The organism is Aquabacterium lacunae (assembly GCF_004310865.1).
GTDB lineage: Bacteria > Pseudomonadota > Gammaproteobacteria > Burkholderiales > Burkholderiaceae_C > Aquabacterium > Aquabacterium lacunae.
In genome coordinates, this window is the sequence record NZ_SIXI01000001.1 from 840,138 (window position 1) to 863,912 (window position 23,775).

General features: G+C 64.4%; 25 protein-coding genes. 19 read left to right on the forward strand and 6 right to left on the reverse strand.

Features of this window, described 5'->3' with window-relative positions:
• Window positions 1-24: 24 nt before the first annotated feature.
• The 10 genes from EYS42_RS03665 to EYS42_RS03710 all read left to right on the forward strand — a co-directional run bounded on the left by EYS42_RS03665 (window position 25) and on the right by EYS42_RS03710 (window position 9,612).
• Entirely contained in the window at window positions 25-621 is a 597-nt protein-coding gene (locus EYS42_RS03665) for a hypothetical protein (protein ID WP_130966458.1), read from the forward strand.
• Between the two features lie 29 nt (window positions 622-650).
• Entirely contained in the window at window positions 651-1,874 is a 1,224-nt protein-coding gene (locus tag EYS42_RS03670) for a hypothetical protein (protein WP_130966459.1), read from the forward strand.
• A gap of 45 nt (window positions 1,875-1,919) precedes the next feature.
• Entirely contained in the window at window positions 1,920-2,486 is a 567-nt protein-coding gene (locus EYS42_RS03675; RefSeq protein WP_245503485.1) for a TlpA family protein disulfide reductase, read from the forward strand.
• Window positions 2,487-2,647: 161 nt separating this feature from the next.
• On the forward strand, window positions 2,648-3,109 hold the full coding sequence (gene aroQ, locus EYS42_RS03680; RefSeq protein WP_130966460.1) for a type II 3-dehydroquinate dehydratase: 462 nt from the start codon (window positions 2,648-2,650) through the stop codon (window positions 3,107-3,109).
• Window positions 3,110-3,178: 69 nt separating this feature from the next.
• Window positions 3,179-3,637: an acetyl-CoA carboxylase biotin carboxyl carrier protein gene (accB, locus tag EYS42_RS03685; protein ID WP_130966461.1), complete on the forward strand. Its 459-nt coding sequence runs from the start codon at window positions 3,179-3,181 to the stop codon at window positions 3,635-3,637.
• A 12-nt stretch (window positions 3,638-3,649) separates the two neighbouring features.
• Window positions 3,650-5,002, forward strand: a complete 1,353-nt coding sequence (gene accC, locus EYS42_RS03690; protein ID WP_130966462.1) for an acetyl-CoA carboxylase biotin carboxylase subunit — start codon at window positions 3,650-3,652, stop codon at window positions 5,000-5,002.
• Between the two features lie 6 nt (window positions 5,003-5,008).
• Entirely contained in the window at window positions 5,009-5,941 is a 933-nt protein-coding gene (gene prmA / locus EYS42_RS03695) for a 50S ribosomal protein L11 methyltransferase (protein ID WP_130966463.1), read from the forward strand.
• A gap of 188 nt (window positions 5,942-6,129) precedes the next feature.
• Complete coding sequence (locus tag EYS42_RS17420; RefSeq protein WP_130966464.1) at window positions 6,130-7,608, forward strand: zinc-ribbon and DUF3426 domain-containing protein; 1,479 nt, start codon at window positions 6,130-6,132, stop codon at window positions 7,606-7,608.
• Window positions 7,609-7,681: 73 nt separating this feature from the next.
• A complete protein-coding gene (locus tag EYS42_RS03705) occupies window positions 7,682-8,596 on the forward strand; it encodes a carbohydrate kinase family protein (protein ID WP_130966465.1) in 915 nt (304 codons plus the stop codon).
• Complete coding sequence (locus EYS42_RS03710; RefSeq protein ID WP_130966466.1) at window positions 8,596-9,612, forward strand: endonuclease/exonuclease/phosphatase family protein; 1,017 nt, start codon at window positions 8,596-8,598, stop codon at window positions 9,610-9,612. The genes EYS42_RS03705 and EYS42_RS03710 overlap by 1 nt, the downstream gene beginning before the upstream one ends.
• A gap of 1 nt (window position 9,613) precedes the next feature.
• Here EYS42_RS03710 and gpmA read toward each other — a convergent pair whose 3' ends face one another.
• Window positions 9,614-10,357: a 2,3-diphosphoglycerate-dependent phosphoglycerate mutase gene (gpmA, locus tag EYS42_RS03715; protein WP_130966467.1), complete on the reverse strand. Its 744-nt coding sequence runs from the start codon at window positions 10,355-10,357 to the stop codon at window positions 9,614-9,616.
• Between the two features lie 75 nt (window positions 10,358-10,432).
• On the opposite strand from gpmA, the gene EYS42_RS03720 reads away from it, so the two are divergent.
• The 4 genes from EYS42_RS03720 to EYS42_RS03735 all read left to right on the forward strand — a co-directional run bounded on the left by EYS42_RS03720 (window position 10,433) and on the right by EYS42_RS03735 (window position 12,810).
• Window positions 10,433-10,840, forward strand: coding sequence for a rhodanese-like domain-containing protein (locus EYS42_RS03720; protein ID WP_130966468.1), 408 nt, complete (start codon window positions 10,433-10,435; stop codon window positions 10,838-10,840).
• A 115-nt stretch (window positions 10,841-10,955) separates the two neighbouring features.
• The gene (grxC, locus tag EYS42_RS03725; protein WP_130966469.1) at window positions 10,956-11,213 is read left to right on the forward strand and encodes a glutaredoxin 3; all 258 of its coding nucleotides are present in this window, start codon (window positions 10,956-10,958) and stop codon (window positions 11,211-11,213) included.
• Between the two features lie 143 nt (window positions 11,214-11,356).
• Window positions 11,357-11,809: a protein-export chaperone SecB gene (gene secB / locus EYS42_RS03730; protein ID WP_130966470.1), complete on the forward strand. Its 453-nt coding sequence runs from the start codon at window positions 11,357-11,359 to the stop codon at window positions 11,807-11,809.
• A 17-nt stretch (window positions 11,810-11,826) separates the two neighbouring features.
• Complete coding sequence (locus EYS42_RS03735) at window positions 11,827-12,810, forward strand: NAD(P)H-dependent glycerol-3-phosphate dehydrogenase (protein ID WP_130966471.1); 984 nt, start codon at window positions 11,827-11,829, stop codon at window positions 12,808-12,810.
• Here EYS42_RS03735 and trmL read toward each other — a convergent pair whose 3' ends face one another.
• Window positions 12,811-13,281, reverse strand: a complete 471-nt coding sequence (trmL, locus tag EYS42_RS03740; RefSeq protein ID WP_130966472.1) for a tRNA (uridine(34)/cytosine(34)/5-carboxymethylaminomethyluridine(34)-2'-O)-methyltransferase TrmL — start codon at window positions 13,279-13,281, stop codon at window positions 12,811-12,813.
• Between the two features lie 11 nt (window positions 13,282-13,292).
• Window positions 13,293-14,909, reverse strand: a complete 1,617-nt coding sequence (locus EYS42_RS03745; protein WP_165456624.1) for an HDOD domain-containing protein — start codon at window positions 14,907-14,909, stop codon at window positions 13,293-13,295.
• 142 nt (window positions 14,910-15,051) lie between these two features.
• On the opposite strand from EYS42_RS03745, the gene EYS42_RS03750 reads away from it, so the two are divergent.
• The 4 genes from EYS42_RS03750 to EYS42_RS03765 all read left to right on the forward strand — a co-directional run bounded on the left by EYS42_RS03750 (window position 15,052) and on the right by EYS42_RS03765 (window position 19,906).
• Window positions 15,052-15,681 carry a Spy/CpxP family protein refolding chaperone gene (locus EYS42_RS03750; protein WP_130966474.1) on the forward strand — a complete coding sequence of 210 codons (630 nt, stop codon included), beginning with the start codon at window positions 15,052-15,054 and terminating at the stop codon, window positions 15,679-15,681.
• A gap of 63 nt (window positions 15,682-15,744) precedes the next feature.
• A complete protein-coding gene (locus EYS42_RS03755; RefSeq protein WP_130966555.1) occupies window positions 15,745-16,449 on the forward strand; it encodes a winged helix-turn-helix domain-containing protein in 705 nt (234 codons plus the stop codon).
• A complete protein-coding gene (locus EYS42_RS03760) occupies window positions 16,446-17,894 on the forward strand; it encodes a sensor histidine kinase (protein WP_130966475.1) in 1,449 nt (482 codons plus the stop codon). The genes EYS42_RS03755 and EYS42_RS03760 overlap by 4 nt, the downstream gene beginning before the upstream one ends.
• Window positions 17,895-18,022: 128 nt before the next feature.
• Entirely contained in the window at window positions 18,023-19,906 is a 1,884-nt protein-coding gene (locus EYS42_RS03765) for an acyltransferase family protein (protein ID WP_130966476.1), read from the forward strand.
• Between the two features lie 19 nt (window positions 19,907-19,925).
• Here the strand turns inward: EYS42_RS03765 and EYS42_RS03770 are convergent, their stop codons facing one another.
• Window positions 19,926-20,342, reverse strand: a complete 417-nt coding sequence (locus EYS42_RS03770) for a GtrA family protein (protein WP_130966477.1) — start codon at window positions 20,340-20,342, stop codon at window positions 19,926-19,928.
• Window positions 20,329-21,330 (reverse strand): glycosyltransferase family 2 protein, encoded by a 1,002-nt coding sequence (locus EYS42_RS03775; RefSeq protein ID WP_130966478.1) that lies wholly within the window; start codon window positions 21,328-21,330, stop codon window positions 20,329-20,331. The genes EYS42_RS03770 and EYS42_RS03775 overlap by 14 nt, the downstream gene beginning before the upstream one ends.
• Before the next feature lie 342 nt (window positions 21,331-21,672).
• On the opposite strand from EYS42_RS03775, the gene EYS42_RS03780 reads away from it, so the two are divergent.
• Complete coding sequence (locus EYS42_RS03780; protein WP_130966479.1) at window positions 21,673-23,544, forward strand: hypothetical protein; 1,872 nt, start codon at window positions 21,673-21,675, stop codon at window positions 23,542-23,544.
• A gap of 66 nt (window positions 23,545-23,610) precedes the next feature.
• Here EYS42_RS03780 and EYS42_RS03785 read toward each other — a convergent pair whose 3' ends face one another.
• Window positions 23,611-23,775 carry an integrase core domain-containing protein gene (locus EYS42_RS03785; RefSeq protein WP_280960173.1) on the reverse strand — a complete coding sequence of 55 codons (165 nt, stop codon included), beginning with the start codon at window positions 23,773-23,775 and terminating at the stop codon, window positions 23,611-23,613.

Consider the following 23,775-nt stretch of genomic DNA (forward strand, 5'->3'; position numbering starts at 1 on the left):
CCATCTTCCCGAGACCCTCGCCCCATGCGCGCCCATGCCACCGAAGAAATAGCCGCCACCGCCGCCCGCCTGGTGGTGGAAGAAGGGCTGGAGTACGGCCCGGCCAAGCGCCGCGCCGTCAAGCAGCTGGGCCTGAACGGCCGCGCCGAGCTGCCCGACAACCAGCAGGTGGAAGACGCAGTGGTGGACTACATCTCGCTGTTCTGCGCCGACACCCAGCCCGCCGAGCTGCGCGCCCTGCGCGAACTGGCCGCCGTGTGGATGGAGCGCCTGGCCGAATTCCGCCCCCACCTGACCGGTGCCGTGTGGCGCGGCACGGCCACGCGCCTGAACGACGTGCACCTGCAGCTGTACTGCGACGACAGCAAATCGGCCGAGATCCTGCTGATCGGCAAGGGCGTGGAGTACGACGTGTCGAGCGCCCCAGGCCCCCGTGGGGATGTCGACCGCCTGAGCCTGAGCGTGAACTGCCCGGCCCTGGGCGAGCACATCGGCGTGCACCTGACCATCCTCGATGCCGACGACATCCGTGGGGCGCTCAAGCCCGACGCCCGCGGCCGCACCGAACGCGGCGACCTGGCCGCGCTGCAACAGTTGCTGGCTGAGCCCCCCACCGCCTGAGTCACGCCACACAGCCACGCCACCCTGCCATGACGCCCCGCCGTTCGTTTGCCTGCCAACTGCTCCCCCACACCCTGACGGCGTTGTTGACCGCCGTGTTGACCGCTGTGTCGGCCACCCAGGCCTGGGCCGCCACGCCCTGGGCGGGCCTTTACCAGGGCCAGATCGGCACGCGCCACGTGACAGTGGCCCTGTACCCCGACGAACAGCAGCGCCTGACGGGCCGTTACTTTGACGAAGCCGTGGGCCGTGACCGACTGCTGTGGGGCCCGGCCGTCCAGGCCATCCAGCCGGGGCAGCCCCTGGTGCTGGACGAGTGCGACCCGTCCGAGGCGCTGCCCTTCGAGCCCTGCGAATCGCCCGCCGCCCGCTGGACCTTGCCCGACAGCCCCGCCCGCACCGGCGGCCAGTGGAAGGCCCGCCAACCCAAGGATGGCCACCCCCTGCCCAGCGAGGGCATCCAGTTGCGGCGCGTGTCGGGCTACACGCCCAGCGCCAGCGCACTGAACGACCCCTACGAACAGGCCCGCTTCAAGGGCATCCGGGCCGAAACACGCCCCGGCGGCCAGATGGGCCCCGCCCACTGGCAGACCCTGCTCGACCCGCGCAGTGACGTGCGCACCGTGCAGCTGACCGCCGGCGGCACGCCCCAGGCGCGCCAGCGCATCAACGCCCAGCTGCAGCAGCAATGGCGCGAGCGCGTGCGCGACTGGCTCACGGCGGTCGACTTCACCGACGACCAGCAGGTGGTGTTTGCCAACCCGCGCTGGCTCACCGTCACACGCACCTACGGCTTCTACTTCGCCGGCGCGGCCCATCCGGCAGGCGGATTTGAAGTCAACACCTTCGACCTGCGCACCGGCCAGCCCCACCGCTGGGCGCCGATGTTCCGCATGGTGGGCCAACCGGGTGAGCGGCTGGACCTGCAACGCACCGACCTGCTGCCCGCCCTGGCGCTGAAAGCCTTCGCCGCCCGCAAAGCCGACCAGGCCGGTCAGGCAGCCGACCCAGACGACACAGCCTGCGAAGACCTGGTGCTGGAGCGCTACGCATGCGAACGCGGTCAATGCAGCGCCCCCGACCTGGCCCACGCGCCCGGCCCGCAAGACTGGCTGATGTGGCCCACCGGGCAGGGTCTGGCCGTGTCGCCTGACATCTATCCGGAAGCCGCGCGCAGCTGCCGCGGCCACCACGTGGTCTTGCCATGGACCGAGGTGCGCGCCACACTGGTCAAGAAGCAGCCCCTGCCCTGAGGCCCCACCGCGCACAGGGTTGTCTGGCCGCCCTAACATCGTCACATGACTTCTGCCCCCAACCCACAGCCTGACATGCTCAGCCCCGACGCCACCCGACGCAGCCTGCTCACCCTGGGCGCCTTGGCCGGCCTGGGCGGCGGCCTGTGGTGGGCCTCGCGGTCGGCCGAAGCCGCCGCCAGCGACCTGCCCAAAGATTTCTGGACCCAGCAATTCGACACCCTGTCGGGCCCGCCCCTGGTGCTGTCAGCCTTCAAGGGGCGTCCCCTGCTGATCAACTTCTGGGCCACCTGGTGCCCCCCGTGCGTCAAGGAGATCCCCGAGATCAACGAATTGCACGAAGCGCAAAAAGCCCTGGGCGCCAAAGGCTGCCAGGTGCTGGGCCTGGCCATCGACGGGCCCACACCCGTGCGCGAGTTCGTGGCCAAGACCCCGGTGAAGTACCCGCTGGGCCTGGCCGGTTTCGGCGGCACCGAGCTGGCCAAAGCCCTGGGCAACACCTCGGGAGGCCTGCCCTTCACGGTGCTGATCGACGCCAAAGGCCGCGTGCGCCAGCGCAAGATGGGCGCCACCACACTGAAAGAAATGCAGGGCTGGTTGAAGAAAACCTGAGGCCCTGCCCAGCGCCATGTCAGGCGCACGCATTAAGAATTGCACGAATTTTGCGGGCATTTGCGCGTAAACTCGGCGTTCTTTCAATTTCTGGGTCCTTTCAAAGGGTGCGCCGCTGGCTTGTAAGCAAATGCACCGCCCCTGGTCATGACCCGAACCGCATGCAGATCCTTGTTCTTCATGGCCCGAACCTGAACCTGCTGGGCACCCGTGAACCTCAGGTTTACGGCTCGACCACGCTGGAGCAGATCAACGACGCCCTGACGGCCCAGGCGGCCGCCCGCGGCGCTCGCCTGACGGCCTTCCAGAGCAACCACGAAGGTGTGCTGATCGACCGCGTGCACGCGGCACGCACCGACGGCACCCAGTTCGTGGTCATCAACCCGGGCGCCTTCACGCACACCAGCGTGGCCCTGCGCGACGCCTTCGCGGGCGTGGCCATCCCCTTCATCGAGGTGCACCTGTCGAACGTGCACCGCCGTGAGCCCTTCCGGCACCACTCCTATTTCAGCGACATCGCCGAAGGCGTGATCGTGGGGCTGGGCGCCAAGGGCTACCACCTGGCCCTCGACGCCGCGCTGGACCGCCTTGCCGCTCAGGCGCAGGCTCCGGCCAAGGCCTGAAGCGGCCCCTCTACCCCTTCCAGAAGCAGTCACGCGGGGCACAACCCCGCCCACTCCGGAGATCCCATCATGGACTTGCGCAAACTGAAAACCCTGATCGACCTGGTGTCGGAATCGAACGTCTCGGAACTTGAAATCACCGAGGCCGACGGCAAGGTGCGCATCGTCAAGGCCGGCGCCCAGCCGGTGGTCTACACCCAGGCCCTGCAAGCAGCCCCCATGCAGGCCGCCGCGCCTGCCGCCGTGGCTGCGCCCGCCGCCGCCCCTGCCGCTGCCGAAGCCCCGGTCGAAACCGGCCACATCGTGAAGTCGCCCATGGTGGGCACCTTCTACCGCTCGTCCAGCCCGGGCGCCAAGGCCTTCGCCGAAGTCGGCGACACGGTCAAGGCCGGCCAGCCGGTGTGCATCATCGAAGCCATGAAGATCATGAACGAGATCGAAGCCGACAAGGACGGCGTGGTCTCCAAGATCCTGGTCGAAAACGGCCAGCCCGTCGAATACGGTCAGCCCCTGTTCATCATCGAGTAAACGGGGGTCTTCATGTTCAAGAAGATCCTGATCGCCAATCGAGGCGAAATCGCCCTGCGCATTCAGCGGGCCTGTCGCGAGATGGGCATCCAGTCGGTGGTGGTGTATTCCGAAGCCGACCGCGAAGCCAAGTACGTCAAGCTGGCCGACGAGGCCGTGTGCATCGGCCCGGCCCCCTCGGCCCAGAGCTACCTGCACATGCCGGCCATCATCTCGGCCGCCGAAGTGACCGACGCCGAGGCCATCCACCCCGGCTACGGCTTCCTGTCCGAGAACGCCGACTTCGCCGAGCGCGTGCAGTCGTCGGGCTTCACCTTCATCGGCCCCACGCCCGAGAGCATCCGCATCATGGGCGACAAGGTCTCGGCCAAGCAGGCCATGATCAAGTCGGGTGTGCCCTGCGTGCCCGGCTCCGATGGCGCCCTGCCCGAAGACCCGAAAGAGATCATCAAGATCGCGCGCAGCATCGGCTATCCCGTGATCATCAAGGCCGCCGGTGGCGGCGGTGGTCGCGGCATGCGGGTGGTGCACACCGAAGCGGCCCTGATCCACGCCGTGCAGACCACGCGCGCCGAAGCCGGTGCCGCCTTCGGCAACCCGGCCGTGTACATGGAGAAATTCCTCCAGCACCCGCGTCACATCGAGATCCAGGTGCTGGCCGACCAGCACAAGAACGCCGTGTGGCTGGGCGAGCGCGACTGCTCCATGCAGCGCCGCCACCAGAAGATCATCGAAGAAGCGCCGGCCCCGGGCATTCCCCGCCGCGTCATCGAGAAGATCGGTGACCGCTGCGCGGCCGCCTGCAAGAAGATCGGCTACCGCGGCGCAGGCACCTTCGAGTTCCTGTACGAAAACGGCGAGTTCTACTTCATCGAGATGAACACCCGCGTGCAGGTGGAGCACCCCGTCACCGAGATGACCAGCGGCATCGACATCGTGCAGATGCAGATCCGCGTGGCCGCCGGCGAGAAGCTGCCCTTCACCCAGCGCCAGATCGAACTGCGTGGCCATGCCATCGAAGTGCGCATCAACGCCGAAGACCCGGTGAAGTTCATCCCCTCGCCGGGCCGCATCACCACCTGGCACCCGCCCGGTGGCCCCGGTGTGCGCGTCGATTCGCACGCCTACACCAACTACTTCGTGCCGCCCAACTACGACTCCATGATCGGCAAGATCATCGTGCACGGCGACACCCGCGAGCAGGCCCTGGCCCGCATGCGCACCGCCCTGTCGGAAACCGTGATCGAAGGCATCCAGACCAACGTGCCCCTGCACCGCGAGCTGATGGTCGACGCCGGTTTCGTCGATGGCGGCACCGACATCCACTACCTTGAAAAATGGATGGCCGCTCGCAAGCAGCGCTGACCCACCATGCATGAACTGACCCTGCTGACCACCGAGGCCCACGTCGAGATCCTGACGGACGCCCTGATGGAGATCGAGACGCTGGCCGTTTCGGTGGAAGACGCCGACGCCGACACCGAACAGGAAGAGGCCCTGTGGGGCGAGCCCGGCATGCCGGTGGCCCGCGAGGGCTGGCAGCGCTCGACCGTGAAGTGCCTGTTCCCTGACGAAGCCTCGGCCCTGGAAGCCGCCACCCTGATCCTGGCCCAGGACTGGGCCAGCGAGATCCATGTGCAGGGCATCCAGGAAGTGCCCGATCAGGACTGGGTGCGCCTGACGCAGTCGCAGTTCTCGCCCGTGCCCGTCACGGCCGATTTCTGGATCGTGCCCACCTGGCACGAAGTGCCGGAGGCGGCCCGCACCGTCATCCGTCTGGACCCGGGTCTGGCCTTTGGCACCGGCACGCACCCGACCACCCGCATGTGCCTGCAGTGGATCGCCGAGAACGCCGCAGCCCTGCAGGGCCAGCGCGCGCTCGACTACGGCTGCGGCTCGGGCATCCTGGCCATCGGTGCGGCGCTGCATGGCGCCACCCAGGTGGATGCCGTCGACATCGACCCCGCTGCGGTCGAGGCCACCCTCGCCAATGCCGACGTCAACCTGTCGCACCTGAAGGCCGCCGATGGCCACACGCCCATCTCCGCCGGCCTGCCCGACCTGGTGGGCGACGCCCAGGGCAGCTACCCCGTGGTGCTGGCCAACATCCTGGCCACGCCGCTGAAGATGCTGTCGCCGCTGCTGGCTGGCCACGTGGCCGCCGGTGGGCACCTGGTGCTGGCCGGTATCCTGGCCCGCCAGGAACAGGAACTCAAAGACGCCTACGCTGAAGTCGGCCTGCAACTGAGCGTGGCCAACACACAAGACGGCTGGATCCTCATGACCGCCCGCAAGGCCGCATGACCCGGCCCTCACCCCTCTGACCCTCCGGCGGCCACAAGCCGACGGACTCAGGCCCAAGCGCCCACGGCCACCGCCGTCGGCGCTTTTTTCATGCTATCGGTGGCAGTGGTGCCCGGCCAACGCCCTGGGGCTGCAAGAGGCCCTTGCCTGCATGACAATCACAGGCGAGAACGGCACCCACACACCCCATGAGCCTGGCCACCCGATGCACCCACTGCGGCACGATCTTCAAGGTCGTGCAGGACCAATTGAAGGTCTCGGAAGGCTGGGTGCGCTGCGGCCGCTGCCACGAGGTGTTCAACGCCCTCGAAGGCCTGTTCGACCTGGAGCGCGAAGCACCGCCCGCGCGCAGCCCGGCGCCCAATTCGGCATCGGCACCCACGCCCGAGCACGCCACGGCAGCGCCACCTGCCCCCCCCACAGCCTCGCCACCACCGGTCGCGCCGCTGCCCGCACCCACCGCTCCGGTGTGGTCCGAGCCCCCCGCACCCGCGGCACCGGCGCCCGGGCTCACCCAGTTCGACCTGGACCTGCCGGGCAGCGACCGGCGCTCGGGCGTCGTGTCCAACGCCACGCCGCAGCCGCATGGCGCCCCACCCGATGCGGTCGAGTCGGGCTACCCCGAAACGCAGGAAACTGACGCCCTGGAGTCGCGCTACCTGCTGCCCCGGGAAGACGGCGCCCCCGTGCGCAAGCGCCGTCGCCGTGGCGGGCCCGATTTCGCCGACGCCGAGTTCCCCGAACACCTGGTGGGCGACGATCCGTGGGACGACAGCCAGCCGTTCGAGGCCTCACAGCCGGCGCCCGCCTGGCCCTCAGCCAGCGCCGCCGTGCGCGATGCAGCAGCCCCCCCCGCGATGGCCGCGTCTCCCGTGGACGCATCAGCCACCACACCGGCGGCCATGCCTGCGGCAACCGCTGTCAACGCCGCCCCGTCCGAGACCGACTCACCTGCCGAACCCCCAGCAGCTCGGGCAGCCATGCCCTCGGCCCCCGCGCCACTGGACGACGGCTTCGAGCCCGAAAGTGCGTTGCCGCCCCCCAGCCAGCGCAAGGGCCGCCCGGGCACACGGGGTCGAGCGCCGCAAGCCGACGCACCCGAGTTCATCCGTGTGGCCGAGCGCAAGGCGCTGTGGAGCCACCCCACCGTCGTGGGCCTGATGGCCGGTCTCAGCCTGATGCTGACCGCCACGCTGGCGCTGCAGGCCGCGCACCACTGGCGCGACACCCTGGCGGCCCGCCAGCCCGCGCTGCAACCCGTGCTGACCGCGATGTGCTCGGCGCTGCAGTGCGAGATCCAGCCGCCCATGCAACTCGACGACCTGCAAGTCGACAGCGTGCAGCTGGTGCGCACCGCTTCGGAAGGCCCCGACACCTACCGCCTCACGGCCATCGTGCACAACAAGGCCGACATCGCGCTGCGCTGGCCGCAGCTCGACCTCACCCTGACCGACCCCAACGGGGCCGTGCTGGTGCGCCGCATGTTCGCGGTGGCCGATGCGCGCGTGGTGCCGCTCGATGCCCCCGCCAGCCTCCGTGGCGATCGCCCGCAGGACCTGCCCGTGCCGGCCGCCGTGCCGCCCGGCACACAAACCACCGTGCAATGGCAGATCAAGGCGCCCAACTTGCGACTGGCCGGCTACACGGCCGAACTGTTTTACCCTTGAGCCCCCCGAGACGGCGCGCGCACTCGGCGCCCCGCTTGCCCATTTCCTGCCCCCTCAGCCCACCGGAGCCCCCATGGCCATCCTCATCTGCGGTTCGCTCGCCTTTGACACCATCACCCGATTCGAAGGCCGTTTCGCCCAGCAGATCCTGCCCGAGCAGGTGCACATCCTGAACGTGTCCTTCCTGGTGCCCACGCTCAAGCGCGAGTACGGCGGCTGCGCTGGCAACATCGCCTACAGCCTGCAGCAGCTGGGCGGCACGCCGCTGGTCATGGCCACGGTGGGCGCCGACGGCCTGCCCTATGTGGAGCGCATGAAGGGCTGGGGCGTGCCGCTGGACCTGGTCAAGCAGATCGATGACAGCTACACCGCCCAGGCCATCATCATCACCGACAGCGACAACAACCAGATCACCGCCTTCCACCCCGGCGCCATGGGCCAGGCCCATGTACAGGCTGTGCCGGCCCGCAGCGACATCGAACTGGCGATCGTGGCCCCCGATGGGCGCGACGCCATGATCCAGCACGCCGAACAGCTCAAGACCGCCGGCATCCCCTTCGTGTTCGACCCGGGTCAGGGCCTGCCCATGTTCAATGGCGAAGAGCTGCTGCGCTTCGTCGACCAGGCCACCTGGGTGGCCGTGAACGACTACGAAGGCAAGATGCTGGCCGACCGCACCGGCCTGAGCCTGGCCGAGATCTCGCAGCGCGCCAACGTGAAGGGCCTGATCGAGACCCTGGGCGCCGAAGGCTGCCACGTGTGGACCGACGGCCAGGCCGAGCACGTGCCGGGCCTGAAGGCAGCCGCCGTGGTCGACCCCACCGGTTGTGGTGATGCCTTCCGTGGCGGCCTGCTGTTCGGCCTGTCGCAAGGCTGGCCCCTGGCCCGCTGCGTGGCCCTGGGCAACCAGATGGGCTGCGCCAAGATCGAGCAGGCCGGCCCGCAGAACTACCAGGTCGACCGCGCGGCCGTGCTGGCCCGGGTCTGATGTTGCGGGCGTTTCGCAGACAGGCCAGGTCCGCCACCCTGGCCACGGCCTGCGCCCTGGCGGGCCTGGCCCCCAGCGCCCAGGCCGCCTCGCTCACCCTGATGAGCTGGAACCTGAACTGGCTGATCACGCCCGACACCGACCGCGAACTGCGCCCGGTGTGCAAGGGCCAGCAGCCCGGCAGCCACACGCGCGCCCTGCCCTGCGCGCCGGGTCGCACCCCACCGCCCCAGCGCACGGGGGCCGATTTCGAGGCCCTGGCGCGCGTGGCCCAGGCGCTGCGCAACCACCACCATGCCGACGTGATCGCGCTGCAGGAGGTCGATGGTGCGGCCGCCGCCCGCATGGCCTTCAAGGAGGGCTGGGTGGCCGACTGTTTCATCCAGCGCGCGCACCCGCAGAAGGTGGGCTTTGCCATTCGGCAGGGCGTGCCTTACCGCTGCAACGGCGATTACACCGCGCTGGACCACGACGGTCACAGCCGCGCCGGCGCCGACATCACCCTGTGGCCCGACAGCCCCAAGGCCATCCGCCTGCTGTCGGTGCACCTCAAAAGCGGGTGCTTCAGCGGCAAGCTCGACCGCAACTTCTCGCCCTGCAGCGGCCTTCGCGAACAGGTGCCCATCGTGGAGCGATGGATCGATGCGCGTGTGCGCGAAGGCACACCCTTTGCGGTGCTGGGCGATTTCAACCGACACCTCGACAAGGACAGCCGCTATGACGCGGGCCCTGACGAGAACGCGCCCCTGAACATGCTGCCCGCCTGGAGCGACAACAACCCGCCGGGCGCCTTGCTCACTCGCGCCACCGACGGCGAGCGCTATGTGGCCTGCACGGCCGACGACACGCACAGCCGCTACATCGACGACGTGCTGCTGAGCCAGTCGCTGATGCGCCGCACGACATCGTCCCGATTCGTGCGGCCCAGCTTCGATGCCATCCTGGGGCCTGACGTGGCCCGCACCCGGCTGGTGTCGGACCACTGCCCCGTGGGCATCACGCTGGAAATGCCCTGAATCAGGCCTTGCCTTGCGAGGCCACGGCCGCTGCGGCCTTGGCGGCGGCGTCGGCATCGCCCAGGTAGTAGTGGCGGATCGGCTTGAGGTTCTCGTCCAGCTCGTACACCAGGGGGATGCCGTTGGGGATGTTCACGCCCACGATGTCGGCGTCACCGATGTTGTCCAGGTACTTCACCAGGGCACGGATCGAATTGCCGTGGGCAGCGATCACGATGCGCTTGCCGGCCTTGATGGCGGGGGCGATCGACTCGTTCCAGAAGGGCAGCACGCGGGCCACGGTGTCCTTCAGGCACTCGGTCAGCGGCACATCTTCCGGGTTGAGCTTGCCGTAACGGGGGTCCTGGCGCTGGCCACGGGGGTCGTTGGCATCCAGGGCGGGCGGCGGGGTGTCGTAGCTGCGGCGCCAGACCAGCACCTGCTCGTCGCCGTACTGCTTGGCCATGTCGGCCTTGTTCAAGCCCTGCAGGGCGCCGTAGTGGCGCTCGTTCAGGCGCCAGTTCTTGACCACGGGCAGCCAGTCGCGGTCCATTTCGTCCAGCGCGTGATTCAGCGTGTGGATGGCGCGCTTGAGCACCGAGGTGTAGGCCACGTCGAAGTCATAGCCTTCGGCCTTGAGCAGGCGGCCGGCGTTGCGGGCCTGGTCCACGCCCGTGGGCGTCAGCTCGACATCGGTCCAGCCGGTGAAGCGGTTTTCCAGGTTCCAGGTCGATTCGCCGTGGCGGATCAGCACGAGCTTGTACATGGCAGCACTCAGTGAGGGGTTTGAGGAATAGCCCGCGATTATAAAATCGCAGGTTTTGGAGAAGGAACCCTTTGCATGAGCTACCTGGCCGACAACTGGTACTGGATGGTCGCCGCCGCCGCTTCGGGCGGTGCCCTGCTGTGGCTGCAGCTCAAAGATGGCGCCGGCGCCGGCATTTCGCCGCAGAACGCCGTGATGCTGATGAACCGTGAAAAAGCCTTCGTGCTCGATGTGTCGACCGCCGACACCTTCGCACAAGGCTCCGTGACGGGCGCCCGCAACATCCCCCTGGCCGATCTGGCCAGCGGCAAGGGCCTGCCCGGCAAGAAAGACCAGGTCATCCTGGTGGTCTCGCCCGATGGCCGTGACGGCGTGAAGGCCGCTGCCCAGCTCAAGGCCCTGGGCCACGAGAACGTGCAGGTGGTCGGTGGCGGTCTGAAGGCCTGGGTGGCCGCCAACCTGCCCCTGCAGCGCAAGGGCTGACCCGCGAAGCAGGGGGGCTTGCCCCTGCAGCCCGCCGGGTTGATGGCCCGGCGGGACAATTGCCCCATCAGGTCCGCCGAGGATCGCTCTGACACGGCCTCTGCCGTTTTCCGCCATGCAACACGTCAAGATGTACACCACCCAGGTCTGCCCCTACTGCATCCGGGCCAAGGCCCTGCTCAAGCAGCGTGGCGTGGCCCAGATCGAAGAGATCCGCATCGACACCGACCCGGCCCAGCGCGACCACATGATGGCCATCACAGGCCGCCGCACCGTGCCGCAAATCTTCATTGGTGAGACCCATGTGGGCGGTTGTGACGACCTGATGGCCCTGGACAGCGCCGGCAAGCTGCTGCCCCTGCTGGGCGCCTGATCGGTCGGCGCCGGCCGCGGCACCGTGCCCCCTCGAGAGAGGGGCCGTGCCCTGGGCGAAACCCTGGGCCCCGCCGCCCTGGAGCGTCATGGGGCTGGGTGATAATCCATCGCGTTTCGCTTGTCATCACCCAAAGGATTCCCATGTCTGAACAAGACACCAACACCCAACCGGCCTTCAGCATTCAGCGCATTTACCTGAAGGACCTGTCGGTCGAACTGCCGAACGCGCCCAAGATCCTGCTGGAGCAAGGCAACCCGCAAGTCGACATCCAGCTGAACATCCACGCCGAAAACGTGGTCGAAGGCCTGTACGAAGTGGCCGTGTCCGCCACCGTGACCACCAAGGTCAACGACAAGGTGCTGTTCCTGGTGGAAGCCAAGCAAGCCGGCCTGTTCGAGATCCGCAACATCCCCGACGACCAGCTGCAGCCCATCATCGCGATCGCCTGCCCGCAGATCGTGTACCCCTACCTGCGCGCCACCGTGGCCGACACGATCAACCGCACCGGCTTCCCGCCCGTGCACCTGACCGAAGTCAACTTCCAGGCCATGTACCAGGCCCAGCTGGACCAGGCTGCCGCCGGCAACGCCTGATCGCACGCTCGCACCGCATGAACGTCACCGTCCTCGGTGCGGGTGCCTGGGGCACGGCGCTGGCCATCAGCGCCGCACGCCGCCAGGCCCGGGTGATGCTCTGGGCCCGAGACGCGGCCCAGGCCTCCCACATGCAGCAAGCCCGCTGCAACGAACGCTACCTGGGCCCCGAGCCCTTCCCTGAACACCTGACCGTCACCTCCGACTGGGACGCGGCCCTGGCGCACGCGGCCACCGGTCTGATCGTGATCGGCACCCCCATGGCGGCCCTGGCCGACATGCTGGCCCGCATGCCTGCGCACGCCCCGGTGGTGTGGCTGTGCAAGGGCTTCGACAAGGCCTCCGGCCGACTGGGCCACGAGATTGCCGCGGCCGTTCGGCCCAACGCGCCCAGCGGCGTGCTGTCGGGCCCCAGCTTCGCGCTGGAAGTGGCTCGCGCCCAGCCCACGGCCCTGGTGTCGGCCAGCGCCGACCCCGCCCTGGCCGACCTGGCAGCGCAAGCCTTTCACTCCGACAGCCTGCGCGTGTACACCTCGACCGACCCCGTGGGCGTGGAGGTGGGCGGTGCCGTCAAGAACGTGCTGGCCATTGCCACCGGCATTGCCGACGGGCTGGAACTGGGCCTGAACGCCCGAGCCGCCCTGATCACCCGCGGCCTGGCCGAGATGACCCGCCTGGGCCTGGCCCTCGGCGCCCGCGCCGACACCTTCATGGGCCTGTCGGGCCTGGGCGACCTGGTGCTGACCGCCACCGGGCACCTCTCGCGCAACCGGACCGTGGGCCTGCAGCTGGCCCAGGGCAAAGACCTGCCCACCATCCTGGCCGAACTGGGCCATGTGTCGGAAGGCGTCTACAGCGCCCCGACCGTGCTGCAGCGCGCCCAGGCCCTGGGGGTGGACATGCCCATCACCGACGCCGTGGTGCAGGTGATCGAAGGCCGCTTGCCTGCACGGCAGGCCGTGCAGCGCCTCATGGGCCGCGAGGCCCGCGCTGAGCACTGATCAGGCGCCGCCTGCGAAGCCGTTCTGGCGCCAGGCCTCGAACACCGACACCGCCACCGCGTTGCTCAGGTTCAGGCTGCGCTGGTCAGGCCGCATGGGCAGGCGGATGCGCTGCGACAGTGGAAACTGCTCGCGCAATTCGGCCGGCAGGCCGCTGGTTTCACACCCGAACACGAACCAGTCACCCGGCTGAAAAGCCACCTGGGTGAGCGGCTGGCTGCCGCGCGTGGTGAAAGCAAACAGACGGCTGGCCTCAGGCTGCTCCTGGGCCACAAAGGCCTGCCAGCTGGCATGGCGCTTCACATCGGCGTACTCGTGGTAATCCAGGCCGGCGCGGCGCAGCAGCTTGTCGTCCATCGAAAAGCCCAGCGGCTCGATCAGGTGCAGCGCGCAGCCGGTGTTGGCAGCCAGGCGGATCACATTGCCCGTGTTGGGCGGGATCTCGGGGTGGACAAGGACGATGCGGAACATGGGGGCGCATTCTAGGCGCCCGACCGCCCCGCCAGCTGCTGAAAGGCCATGATGGCCTGGTTGCGCAGCGCATTGACCAGGCCCAGTTCGGCCGGTGTGGGCTGCAGGCTGCCGGCCTCGGCCTTGTCGGCGTAGATCAGGCCCATCACCACCTTCTGCCCCCCGCGGTTCATGGTCAGGGGCAGCAGCAGGAAGGTGGGCGCGCCAATGCGCTCGCGGAACCACAGGGGCAGGCGGTCTTGCAACTGGGGCTGGCGGGCGTCCTGGATCAGGGTGTCAACGCCTTTGAGGCAGGCCGCGCTCATCAGGTGCAAGGGCCCTTGTGCGCTCAAAGGCACCTGGAACCAGCCCTTGAGGGCCTCGGCCTCATGGCCCAGGGCCACGCGCCCCACCAGGGCCCCGGTGCGTGCATCGCGCAGGCAGAACACCACGCGCTGGCACTCGAAGGCTCGCAGCAGGGTCTCCAGCACCACCTGCAGCACGTCCTGCAGCTTGCAGTCGCCCACGAGCATGCTGGCTGCATCCTGCAGGCCCTGCTGCAGACAGGCCATGGGGTCGTGGGCCGGCATGGGCTCGGCCCGCACGGGCTCGACCAGACCCAGGGCCGCCGGGTCCACCCGCTGCCCCACCTCGGGGTTGGGCTCATCGACGTAGTACGACTCGACCAGGCGGTGGGCCGGCTCATCGGGCGCCACCTCCAGGTCGAGCGCCTCCAGCATGTCCTTGAGGTGGCTGCGCGCCACGTGCGCGGCCTGGCTCACGGCATCTGGCTTCAAACCCAGCGCAACCGCAGCCTGGCGCTCCAGGGCCTGCAACGCCTGGCCACGTTCGGCAGGTTCGGCCTCCATCAAGGCATCGGCCACGCCGTCGCCCAGGGAGGCCAGCCAGCTCAACGTGGCATCTTCGTGCTGCAGGCGGTGGGTGGGCCAGGCCCCTGCGGGCGCCTTCATGCGGGCCAGCAAGCCAGGCGCCAACCCCCACTGCTCGCCCACAGCCACCCCCAGGTCGTCAAACGACACGCCCAGCACCTGGCGGGCCACGGTCTCCAGGCTCGGCGCCGCATCACCCACTGCCAGTGCAGCCTGCTGGGCCATCTCCCAGCGCTGCTGCACCTGGGCCTCGTCTTCCGGCAGGTAATAGGCCACCAGCAGGCGCCCCAGGTGACGCATCAGGCCCGCCAGAAAGGCTTCTTCGGCCCAGCGCACTTCGGGGCACAACTCGCGCGCCACGGCACCGGCCATCACCGCTTTGAGAAAGCCCGCCCGAAGGTGCCGCGCATGTGCCTTGTCGGGCATGTGGTCCACCAGGGCCATCGACAGCGCCACATTGCGCACACCACCCAGGCCCATCAGCATCACGGCGCGCGACACCGTCGACACCGGGTCGGCGCCCGCGTGGCGGTAGCGGGCCGCATTGACCAGGCGCAGCAGTTTTTGGGTGAAGGCCAGGTCCTTGAGGATCTCGTCGCACACACGGGCCAGGCTTTCATGGTCAGCCTGCGACAGCGCTTGCACCCGAGACACCGATTCGGCCAGCGCCGGAAAGTCCGGCTTCTGGCGCATGCGACGCAGCAGGTAGTCCAGCGTGAGGCTGGCGTCCGAAACTGGGGCCGGGGCATGGGAGTCCATGGGGCCATTGCACCAGAGCCCGGCCTGTCCGATCTTCCGAACACCCGGGCGGGCGCCTGCTACACGCATCTTTACCTGGGCACCACACCCCCTTTACCCGGCGCTTTCACCATGAGAAGCATCATCACAGAAGGAGCAGCACATGCCCTCCCGCACGATCCAGTCCAATTGGCTCAACACCCGCACCGCTCGCCTGGCCGCAGGCTCGGTGGTGGTGGTGGGCGCCCTGGTGGCCACCCTGTCGGGTGTGAACGCCTGGGCAGACCGTGGCCCCAGCCACGAACACCAGGCCCGCGAGCACCGAGGCCATGGCATGCACCCTGTGGCCCATCGCCACGGTGGCGATGGCATGCACGGCGGCATGCTGATGGGGGGCCGCATGCTCGAACGCATGCTGGACGACGTCAAAGCCACCGAGGCCCAACGCAGCCAGATCGAGAAGATCCAGGCCAACGCCCGTGAAGACATTGCCAAGTTGCACCAGCAACACGGCAACCTGCGTCAGCAGACGGCGCAACTGCTGACCGCCCCCACGGTGGACACCGCTGCCATCGAGAAGGTGCGCCAGCAGATGCTGCAGCAGCATGACGCCATCTCCAAACGCATGCTGACCGCCATGGTCGACAGCAGCCAGGTGCTCACCCCGGAACAGCGCGCCACCCTGTCGGCCAAGCTGAAGGAACGCCAGGAGCGCATGCACGAGCGCGCCGAACGCCGTGGGCACGAACTCAAGCGCCCCGAAAGCGCACCGCTGGCCGCGCCCAAGGGCTGAGCCACGCACTGCGTTTGACCGCACACCCTTGAACTTGCCACGGAGGACGCCACAATGCTGGACATGAGCGAGCACATCCTGATGATCGACGACGACATGCGCCTGAGCGCCATGGTCGGTGACTACCTTCGCAGCCACGGCTACCAGGTTTCCACAGCACCCAGCCTGGGCGCCGGTCGCGAGATGCTGGCCCGTCAGGCCTGCGATGCACTGGTCCTGGACCTGATGCTGCCTGACGGTGACGGGCTCGACCTGTGCCGCGAACTGCGGGGCTCGCCCCGCACCCGCACCCTGCCCCTGCTCATGCTCAGTGCCCGGGGCGAGCCCACCGACCGCATCGTGGGCCTGGAAATCGGCGCCGACGACTACCTGCCCAAGCCCTTCGAACCGCGCGAACTGCTGGCCCGCGTGCGGGCGCTGCTGCGCCGTTCCGGCACCGGCCAGGCCGAGGACGACATCTGGCGCTTCGGCAAGCTGGAAATCGACAACGGCCTGCGGCAGGTGCGGGTGGATGGCCTGCCCGCCGACCTCACCAGCTACCAGTTCGACCTGCTGACCGTGCTGGCCCGCCACCCCGGTCGCGTGCTCAGCCGCGACCAGATCATGGACTCGCTCAAAGGCCATCCGCTGGAAGCCTTCGACCGCTCGATCGACGTGCATGTGTCGCGCATCCGCGCCGCCATCGAGGCCGACCCGAAAAACCCGCAACGCATCCTGACCGTCCGAGGCGTGGGCTACGTCTTTGCCAAAAAGCAAGACGCTGAATGAAGACCCTCGCGCTGCGCATCTACCTGGCCGTGGTGGCCGTTCTGTTGCTGTTCGCCCTGGCGACCGGCTGGCTGGCGCAGCGCAACCTTGAACGTGAGCTGCAACACCACCAGGCCCGCAGCGCCAACCAGGAGCGCAGCGCCGCCTGGGCCGAGCTGCTGGAAAACAGCCTGCCACCGGCCACAGCCTCGGAAATGGCGCAACGTGAAGCCTTGCTCGACTGGGCCCAGCGGCTGCGCATCCCCATGGCCCTGGACAACGCCCAGGGGGTGCGCATTGCCACCTCCCCCCTGCTGAGCGAGCGCCTGGAGCGCTGGCCCGATCTGGCCAAGCGGGTGCAGCCCACCACACTGTCGGATGGGCGCGTACTGCATGTGCTGCGCCCTGGCCCCCGCCTGGTGCCGGGCTTCATGGGCCCCCGCCCCCCGGGCGACATGCCTCCTCCCGGTGAGCGCCTGCCCCCCCCCCCTGGCAGCCCGGAACACCGCCTGCATGGCGACCTGCCTCCTCGCGAAGAGCCACTGCTGGCCCCGCTCAGCGGCTTCCTGCCCAGTGCCTGGGTGGTGGGGGTCCCCGCTTTGTTGACCATGCTGGTGGCGGTGTTCGCCGCCGTGGCGGTGGCCGCCTGGCCCGTTGCCGCCCGCCTGACCCGCCGGCTGAAGGCGCTCACATTGGGCGTGGAGCGCTTCGGCGAAGGCCAGCTGGGCCACCGCGTGGAAGTCGAAGGCCAGGACGAAGTGGCCGACCTGGCGCGCAGCTTCAACCAGGCGGCCCAGCGCATCGAAGAGCTGGTCACCTCCCACCGAAGCCTGCTGGCCAATGCCAGCCATGAATTGCGTTCACCGTTGGCCCGCATGAAGATGGCCTTGTCCATGCTGGACGACATGCCTGCCGACCGGGCCCGCGCGCTCAAGCAGGAAATCAACAAGGACATCAAGGAACTCGACGACCTGGTCGAAGAAGTGCTGCTGGCCAGCCGGCTGGACGCACGCCCCGACATCGACCGCCAGCCGGTCGACCTGCTGGGCCTGCTGATCGAAGAAGCACAGCGCACCGGGGCCGAAGTGCACGCCGACCCACAAGCCACCGAATTGAAGTTCGAGGGTGACGAACGCCTGCTGCGCCGTGCGGTGCGCAACCTGCTGGAAAACGCTCGCCGCTATGGCCACGCCGCGGGTGCGCAGGCCGAGGTCGACGCCCACCTGCAGATCACCCCACGCGAAGTGGCGTTCGTGGTCGAAGACCGTGGCCCTGGCGTACCCGACCATCAACGCGACCGGATCTTCGAGCCCTTCTATCGCCTGCCTGGCCATGCCGAACATGCCGGTGGCGTGGGGCTGGGCCTCAGTCTGGTGCGGCAGATCGCCCGCCGGCATGGCGGCGAAGTGCGCTGTGAAGCGCGTGAAGGTGGGGGCAGCAGGTTCGTGATCAGCGTACCGCGCTGAAGACCTGTCGAACGCCAGATAAAATCTTCGACCCAGAGCGAAGTCGCGCGCAAATCAGGGGGCAGCCAAATCAGCGTGTCCTTGTCAACCCACGAGGTTTGCGCGTGCGCTCTCCATGAGCTGCCTCGATGTCGACTTCCAAGCACATTCCCGAGATAGATGGCCTGAGAGCGGTTGCCGTTTTGGCCGTCGTGCTTTTCCACCTCCAGGTGCCCTACATGGCCGGGGGCTTCGCTGGCGTCGACATCTTCTTTGTCATCAGTGGGTACCTGATCACGTCCGGGCTTCGCCAGTCGTCGGACATGCCGTTGGGCACCGTGCTGCGCGACTTTTACATCCGCAGAGCTCGGCGACTGCTTCCGCCGTTGTATGCCATCTTGCTGGCATCCAGCATGCTGGCGCTGGCAGTCATGTCGAGCGACCGTCTGCGGTCGTTTGGCGGAAGCGTCATGGCCTCTGCCCTGTCGGCGGCCAACGTCTTCTTTTTCTGGGGCAGCGGTTACTTCGACTCATCTTCCGACCTCAAGCCGCTGCTCCACAACTGGTCACTGGGTGTCGAAGAACAGTTCTACCTGGTCTGGCCCATCACGTACCTGCTGGCACAGCGTCTCAAGTGGCATGGCAGCCATGTGGCTCTGTGCATTGGCCTGGTCGGGTTGATCGCATCGGAGGCGGTGCTGCGCTCGAACGGCAGTGCGGCGTTCTTCCTGATGCCCTTGCGTGTTCATGAATTCATGATCGGCGCCGTACTTGCCCACGCAGGTGCATGGAGCCGCCCCAACTCGTCGCGCTCGACGCATGCCCTGGACCTGCTCACGTTGATCGGCATGGCTCTGATGGCTTGGGCGATATTCACGTTCAATGCACACACCCCATTTCCCGGGGTGATGGCCCTGGTGCCCTGTGTCGGTGCCGCACTGGTTCTGGCCGCTGCGCCACAGAGCCGGGTCGGAGCGCTGCTGCGGCTGGCCCCGATGCGCTGGCTCGGCAAGATCAGCTACTCGGTGTACCTGGTTCACTGGCCGCTGATTGTCTTTTACCGAATCATCTCTGGGCGCGAACACCTCAAACCGTCGGCCCGCTGGTGGCTGCTCGCCGCCACGCTGCTGCTGGGATGGTTGAGCTGGCGCTGGATCGAGAATCGCTGGCGGCCCAACCAGCCTGGGCGTAATCAAGGCTTCGTGGCTGGCATGTTGATCGCCACCGCAGTGCTGCTGACTCTGGGCTGGGCGCTCCAACAGGAGCAGTGGATGGATCACCGCCCCTGGCGCAGCTCGATGATCACACCCAGAGAAATCGATCTGGGCAAGAAAAAGCGATTCGTCCTGCGCCAGCAAGTCTGCACCGAGCGTGGCTGGGAACTGTGTGATGCGCCGGCGCCTGGCAAACGCAATGGCCTGGTGATTGGCGACAGCCATGCCGTGGACGCTTACAACGCTTTCGTGCACGTGCGCACGAACGACCACATCGCCATGTCCGAGCAAGGTGGCTGCCCACCGCATGCCGAGATCGACAACATCGTCTTGCCCAATCACCCAGACCTGCCAAAGTGCAGGGCACTGAACAAAACCCGATTTGACACATCCCACTTGAAGTCCTTCGACTATGTGGTGATCAATGTGTTGATGGGGTGGTACACCGAACAGCACCTGAGCGACTACCTCGAATTCCTTCACCGGCAAGGCATCCGCAAGGTGATTGTGTTCGGTCAGACCTGGCGCGCCAGCGATGAACTGCCAGAGCTGATCAATCGCCACGGCTTTCGCACTGAAAAACTCATGCCGCTGCTGCAGTCACCACCGGCTGACCAGCGCGTTCAAGACACCGCCAGGCGCCTGGGATACCTTTACATCGACAAGACGGCCGCCTTGACAAGCGACCGCGGGTTCGAGGTGTTTGACCACCACCGAGTGCCGTTCACCTACGACGAACACCACTTGTCGTACGAACACAGCCTGAGATTGCTGTCAAAACGCAGCCTCGACGTGGAGAAATATCTTGGCACTCCTTAATAAAATTAGCTTGTGGCCCTTATTTTTTAAATACCATGAACTTTGTTTGGACATAAGTAACAAGCAACATCAGAATGTCTGATGAAATCTTCGAAACAACACCTGATGCGATGACCAAGTCAATAAAATAAAGCATCAATGAACTCAAGGGGACATTGATTGCAACCACGAAAAAGTACTTGGCAGCAGAAGCATGCGAAATCGCTCCAGGCTTACCGCGAAATGTGAAAATGGCGTGCGCAAAGTACGAGCAAATGGAGGACAAAGCTTTGCTGATTGCGCTACTCGGGACGGCATCAATGCCTAAAACCTTGAACAAAAACAGGAAGCCAAGGAGATCAACGGCATAACCCATCAGCATCACGCAAAAATATCGGAAGGCCTCACCGCCAAGTTCGCTGACCAGAAATGACTTCGCTGTTTCAGTGATTTTCACTGCGCACGACCCCTAAAATTCTTGCGCTGTTGTGCATTACCTTCCGCGGAGTGGACTGGATGTCGTGTCCAATGAACGCCAGAATGAACTGCACTCCAAGAATAATGGTTAATGTAGCGAGCATGATAGTGCCAGTGGCCGCTGGTGTATTTGTCTGTATTGACTCCACCCATTTAACGCCACCAAAAACCACACCAAAAGCAAGCAACAACAAACCCAAAGGAAGCTCAATTGAAGCAATCGAGAGATCCCGCAAATAATAATTATAAAAAATTCTTTTGGAGAAATTCCTAGCATGCTTTAGCAAAAACTCACCGAGAATGTCTTTGATCCTTAAATTACTCACCTCGTCCCCGTATGACGCGTCCATGGGGATGTCAACCACAACGGCCTTAAGCGTGTTCAACCGAAAGAGCATGTCGGTTTCAAAAAAATATCGCTCGCTGATGTCTTTGAACGGCAAGTGTCGGGCTACTGCTGTGTGAATGGCCGTGTAGCCATTTGTGGGATCAAACAAATCCCAATAACCTGAGGAAAACTTTGTCATAAACGACAAAACGGCATTCCCAAAAAGCCTGACTGCAGGCATCTGCCGAATTTTCTCCAAATCAAAGAACCGATTGCCTTTGGTGTAGTCGGCTTCACCCGACAAGATGGGCGCAATGAATGCGGGAATCAAGGAAGGATCCATCTGCCCATCGCCGTCAACTTTAACGACGATATCCACCCCGTCAGAAATCGCAGCGCGATACCCGGCCATGACTGCACCGCCCACACCCAAGTTCACTTGGCCGAAAATAACAATGACGCGAGGATCGCGACAATTTTCTTGAACGAATCGTCCTGAGCCTTCAGGACAACAGTCATCTGACACGTATATCTTCGAAACCTCAGGGCCAATTCGACCGATAACTCCAAGTATGTGGCTTTTTACCTTGTAGCTCGGGATTACCACTGCGACGATGACTTGACTTGATTTGACTGACATTACAAAAGTAAAAAAGTTAGACCAAAACCAAAGTGCCGAAAGGTTGGGGTTTGCATTAGCCGCTTAAAATTCAATCGCCAACAAACCATGAAATCCCTGCGTACGATGGATTCAACACAATAAAACAGCAAGCACCCACCACTAACTGACAGTCGCAGGCGACGAACCAATTACCAAAAACACAAACCAACGAGACAGCATGGCAAGCCGATTGATCAGCCCTGCTAGCAGATAAAACCAAATCTCCAACGAGCAAAAATTGATATAAAGTGTGGTGCCTTCGCAGACCATGCACTGATCAAGACTGCCCGGCCCTTCGCATCCCTCAAAGCTGAAAGCAACATGGAAATTTTAGCACCTACCACAAGTGTGTGGCCTTACTTTGGTTGGGCTCTAACATGCTGCTTGGTCGGAGCCAGCATAGGCGCAGCCTTGCTAAGCATTAGCGACGATGGCGCTTCCGATGGTTTCCCACCTTTGATGACTGCTTTTTTCTCCGGGGCCATTGGGTTCAGCGTACTCGGCACAAGCCTCTTTGCTCTGGTGCTTGTAGAGCGAATCACCCCACTGAATACAGTTCTGTTGATTTGTGGCGTATTCGCTGCAAGTTTGACGATGAGTCTCCTTGCAGATTTGAAGAATAGAGTTCCATTAGCTTACGGATTGCGTCGGCAACTCCGCCGTCTAACGCCTGCAACAGCCGCGGACTTTCTTTCGTTGGCCGTGCTGGGTTTTTTACTTCTCTACCTGACATTTGAGTCAGTTCAAGTTCCGGGGCAGTGGGATGACACGAGCTATCATCTACCTGTAGCACGGCATTATATTAATTCAGATGCAAGCCAAATAAATACTTGGCTTAGGTTCCCTTTATTCCCGCATCTTGCAAACTTATTTTTTTCTGCAGCAATCAATCTCGGCGGAGAAATAGGCGCAGAGATCGTCGCAAATGCAGTGCCTATGACACTGACAGCAGCTGGCATTATTGGGCTCGTTCAGTGGAGAACAGCATCGGCGACTTGGGGTTGGCTGGCCATGTCATTCTGGCTATCCTTCCCATTATTGGCGGACAACCTAGGATTTGCTTACGTTGATCATTGGCTCACACTTTTTTCTTGGGCTGCAACTGCTGCCACCGTTGTTGCGATCAGTGAATCAGGAGATATGAAAAGCTCAAGCTGGCTTGTCATGATCGGAGTACTGACGGGTGCTGCAGCCAGCACGAAAATTTTTGGCGCGCTCTGGGCTTGTATGATTGCCATTTTGTTGGCAATCAGATTTGGAGTCAAATCAAAATCATTTTTACTTTTCACTGCATTTGCGGCCATTACCGGAACAGGATGGTACATCAGAAGCTTCATTTTATCTGGAGATCCTATCCATCCAGCAGGAGGCGGAATATTCGGACACTATCTTTGGAATGCGGCCGACTTAAATAGTCAAGCCAGCGAACAATCTTTCCACCGACACGGACTTTTGTGGTTTGACACACTCTCTGGACTTCAGCGTGCAGCACTGATGCCTGTGTGCCTCAGCCTGCTTGCTCTTTTCATCAGAGAGCAAAGATTCAAAGTCGACGCTTGGCTCTCAGGCACACTCGCAGCCTACATATTTCTTTGGTTTTCATTATTCCCTCCACCTAGATACACTCTTCAAATCTTGCCCCTTGCGAGCTACCTTTCAATCGCAAGCATCGCGTTAATCTCAATAAAACTCATTCAAAAGTCAAGGATCAAAACACAACAACCAGCAAAAAGACTGATTTTTTTGCTTGTTTTCGCACTGACAGTCACGCTTGAATTCAAATACATAAGGCTGGCGCACAAGAACTTTTCATATCGAGTGCAGCATTGGGAAGAAATCCTACATGAACGTCCAGGCTTCTTGGCAATGAAATCTGCGTTTGAACTCAATGATCAAAGACATGGATCTGCCACCCTCATTCAATTAGGTTTTGAGAATGCTGTTTATTTTTATCCAGGCACAGCCATAGGTGACTGGTTTGGTCCTGGCAGATACAGCCAGTTTTTAGAATGCACCAATTCGTGCCGAGTCACCAACGCTGAAAATCTATCGATATTAATGAAAAGATTCAGCTCAAAAATTGCCGTGGTCAATGGAGCGCGCTTTGAATTCAACCAAAACGATTACACAAATAAGTTCTTCGTCAAACAGGTTGCCCCCCAACAGTTCATGCTATGGCCAAAGCCAGACTGAATCGCTGGTAATCGCTCCGCCAAACCCGTGCGGTGAGATGTATCGACCCAGCGGTTTCTGCACAGGTCAGGCTGCTAAAGCATAAGCCTCAGCTGGGGTTTTTGTGCCCAGCGCCTGGTGAGGGCGCCGGTGGTTGTAAAAGCCGATCCAGTCTGCGATCACGCGGCTGGCGTGCTGCAGGGTTTCGAACCGGTGGCGGTGCACGCACTGGTCTTTGAGCGTTCTGATCAC

Bases quoted from the DNA above. Each gene is read 5' to 3' on its own strand.
- EYS42_RS03705 (WP_130966465.1), top strand. From the start codon at position 7,682: ATGGCCATCCTCATCTGCGGTTCGCTCGCCTTTGACACCATCACCCGA.
- EYS42_RS03755 (WP_130966555.1), top strand. From the start codon at position 15,745: ATGAGCGAGCACATCCTGATGATCGACGACGACATGCGCCTGAGCGCC.
- aroQ (WP_130966460.1), top strand. From the start codon at position 2,648: ATGCAGATCCTTGTTCTTCATGGCCCGAACCTGAACCTGCTGGGCACC.
- EYS42_RS03750 (WP_130966474.1), top strand. From the start codon at position 15,052: ATGCCCTCCCGCACGATCCAGTCCAATTGGCTCAACACCCGCACCGCT.
- grxC (WP_130966469.1), top strand. From the start codon at position 10,956: ATGCAACACGTCAAGATGTACACCACCCAGGTCTGCCCCTACTGCATC.
- EYS42_RS03675 (WP_245503485.1), top strand. From the start codon at position 1,920: ATGACTTCTGCCCCCAACCCACAGCCTGACATGCTCAGCCCCGACGCC.
- EYS42_RS03735 (WP_130966471.1), top strand. From the start codon at position 11,827: ATGAACGTCACCGTCCTCGGTGCGGGTGCCTGGGGCACGGCGCTGGCC.
- EYS42_RS03765 (WP_130966476.1), top strand. From the start codon at position 18,023: ATGTCGACTTCCAAGCACATTCCCGAGATAGATGGCCTGAGAGCGGTT.
- accC (WP_130966462.1), top strand. From the start codon at position 3,650: ATGTTCAAGAAGATCCTGATCGCCAATCGAGGCGAAATCGCCCTGCGC.
- EYS42_RS03665 (WP_130966458.1), top strand. From the start codon at position 25: ATGCGCGCCCATGCCACCGAAGAAATAGCCGCCACCGCCGCCCGCCTG.
- accB (WP_130966461.1), top strand. From the start codon at position 3,179: ATGGACTTGCGCAAACTGAAAACCCTGATCGACCTGGTGTCGGAATCG.
- secB (WP_130966470.1), top strand. From the start codon at position 11,357: ATGTCTGAACAAGACACCAACACCCAACCGGCCTTCAGCATTCAGCGC.
- EYS42_RS03775 (WP_130966478.1), bottom strand. From the start codon at position 21,330: ATGTCAGTCAAATCAAGTCAAGTCATCGTCGCAGTGGTAATCCCGAGC.
- EYS42_RS17420 (WP_130966464.1), top strand. From the start codon at position 6,130: ATGAGCCTGGCCACCCGATGCACCCACTGCGGCACGATCTTCAAGGTC.
- EYS42_RS03670 (WP_130966459.1), top strand. From the start codon at position 651: ATGACGCCCCGCCGTTCGTTTGCCTGCCAACTGCTCCCCCACACCCTG.
- EYS42_RS03710 (WP_130966466.1), top strand. From the start codon at position 8,596: ATGTTGCGGGCGTTTCGCAGACAGGCCAGGTCCGCCACCCTGGCCACG.
- EYS42_RS03760 (WP_130966475.1), top strand. From the start codon at position 16,446: ATGAAGACCCTCGCGCTGCGCATCTACCTGGCCGTGGTGGCCGTTCTG.
- EYS42_RS03780 (WP_130966479.1), top strand. From the start codon at position 21,673: ATGGAAATTTTAGCACCTACCACAAGTGTGTGGCCTTACTTTGGTTGG.
- trmL (WP_130966472.1), bottom strand. From the start codon at position 13,281: ATGTTCCGCATCGTCCTTGTCCACCCCGAGATCCCGCCCAACACGGGC.
- EYS42_RS03745 (WP_165456624.1), bottom strand. From the start codon at position 14,909: ATGGACTCCCATGCCCCGGCCCCAGTTTCGGACGCCAGCCTCACGCTG.
- gpmA (WP_130966467.1), bottom strand. From the start codon at position 10,357: ATGTACAAGCTCGTGCTGATCCGCCACGGCGAATCGACCTGGAACCTG.
- EYS42_RS03720 (WP_130966468.1), top strand. From the start codon at position 10,433: ATGAGCTACCTGGCCGACAACTGGTACTGGATGGTCGCCGCCGCCGCT.
- prmA (WP_130966463.1), top strand. From the start codon at position 5,009: ATGCATGAACTGACCCTGCTGACCACCGAGGCCCACGTCGAGATCCTG.